At 65.0% G+C, this 1,668-nt stretch carries 2 protein-coding genes and 1 pseudogene; 2 read left to right on the forward strand and 1 reads right to left on the reverse strand.

The window, feature by feature from the left end; all coding sequences use genetic code 11:
• A pseudogene (locus tag MYF83_RS42160) lies at positions 1-146 on the forward strand (IS3-like element ISAar4 family transposase); the annotation flags it as partial.
• A 437-nt stretch (positions 147-583) separates the two neighbouring features.
• Positions 584-922: a CBS domain-containing protein gene (locus tag MYF83_RS42165; RefSeq protein WP_308201593.1), complete on the forward strand. Its 339-nt coding sequence runs from the start codon at positions 584-586 to the stop codon at positions 920-922.
• Positions 923-1,045: 123 nt separating this feature from the next.
• Here MYF83_RS42165 and MYF83_RS42170 read toward each other — a convergent pair whose 3' ends face one another.
• The gene (locus tag MYF83_RS42170) at positions 1,046-1,459 is read right to left on the reverse strand and encodes a hypothetical protein (RefSeq protein ID WP_248966436.1); all 414 of its coding nucleotides are present in this window, start codon (positions 1,457-1,459) and stop codon (positions 1,046-1,048) included.
• Between the last annotated feature and the right edge of the window lie 209 nt (positions 1,460-1,668).

Raw genomic sequence — 1,668 nt, forward strand, 5'->3', positions numbered from 1 at the left:
AATATCCGACTCGCGAACGAGCCCGCCGCGACGTTGCTCGTTACATCGAATTCCGATACAATTCGAGGCGCCGCCACTCAGGACTCGATTACCGGACCCCGCAACAGGTCCACGACGAGTACCTGAATCAGCAGCTCGCAGCGTGAGTTAGCCGTTAAGCAGCTGTCCGGAAAGCGCAGGGCGGATCAATGACCGGGCCGTGAGCTGGCCAAATGCCTAGACTTCATGCGTGGGCTTCCGCGGTAGGCGTGCCGAGGTGGCCAGCGTCAGCGCGCATGCGACTGGATCGGATCTCACTCACCTGGCTGCAGTGCCCCGTCGGCACGGCCTCGCAGCGCAGCGGAGAGGCGCGGCAGGGAATTCTCGGGGCACGCACGTGGGCGGCAGAGGGCAGCTCGACGACGGCGTGAGAACTGTTGGGCGACCAGAATGGTCAGAGCGGGTACACATCCCAGTACGAGTTCATCGATCCTTTCGGGGAGGCACCGATGACCACAGAGGGAACCGGCAAGAAGGCCCGCGACATAATGCACCAAGGGTCGAGTGCATCGGCGAGCACGGCAGCCTGCGTGAGGCCGCGAAGATGATGCGCGATCTGGATGTCGGCGCGCTGCCGATCTGCGGAGACGACGATCGGCTCAAGGGCATCATCACCGACCGGGATATCGTGATCAAATGCTGTGCCGAGGGCAAGGACCTCGACCAGACCACAGCCCGCGATCTGGCGCATGGGCGGGTGTGGGTGGACGCCGACACCAGCGTCGAAGAAGCGCTGAACCTGATGGAGCAGCACCGGATCAAACGTCTGCCCGTGATCGACAAACACCGCATCGTGGGCATGATCAGCGAGGCTGATATCGCCAAGGAACTGCCCGACAGCAAGCTCGCCGAGTTCGTCCACCGCGTCTACGCGAGCGCCTGACGCCCGGGAGTATCCGCGGCCCTGGCTCTGGGCGCCGATGCCCCGTGGGCGCATCGTGCGGGGAGGGCGAGACAGGAGAAGGCCCGCACACCGGGAACCGGGTGCGGGCCGGATGGTGCCAGGTCAAGCCCTGGTGGTGGCCCTTCCGCTCGGTGCGGGCTTTGTGCCCGCCGCCTTACTCCTCTGGTCGGCCGTCGCCGGCGTGGCCCTCTGGGAGACATCCTCAAGCTCCTTGGCGGCCTCACGGCTCATAGTGCTGACGATCTTGCGACCGCGGGCGGCCAGATCGTCGTAGAACTCGGTGACCTTGGCGGTGGTGGTGTCGGCGTACTCGCGGGCTTGCTCCGGCAGGCTCTTGACAACGGTTTCGCGCGCCTTGCCCGGCAGCTCCTTGGCAGTCTCGCGGACCTCACCCTGGCGGGCCCGCAGCCGCATACGCAGCTTGCGCAGGTTCTCAACGGCGTAGTCGCCTGCGCCCGTGGCGGCGTAGAACGGCTTGGACTTGGTGATCTTCTTGACCCGATCGGCGAGCGTCATAGGCGCTTGCTCCCTCCCGGAAGTCTGGTATGGCATCGCCATTGCGGGCGAGCCGCGTCTGTGATCGCGGCTCATCGGATGAGTCGACTCGGTCTCCGGAATCTCGGTCCGGTTTCTCCCTTCGGAACGATTCGTAGATGTCGATCAGCACTTGGCGTTGCCGCCAGGTCATATTGGTGTCCGCCCTGATCGCGGCCAGCGCGTCACTG

This window comes from Sphaerisporangium perillae (assembly GCF_023276435.1).
GTDB lineage: Bacteria > Actinomycetota > Actinomycetes > Streptosporangiales > Streptosporangiaceae > Sphaerisporangium > Sphaerisporangium perillae.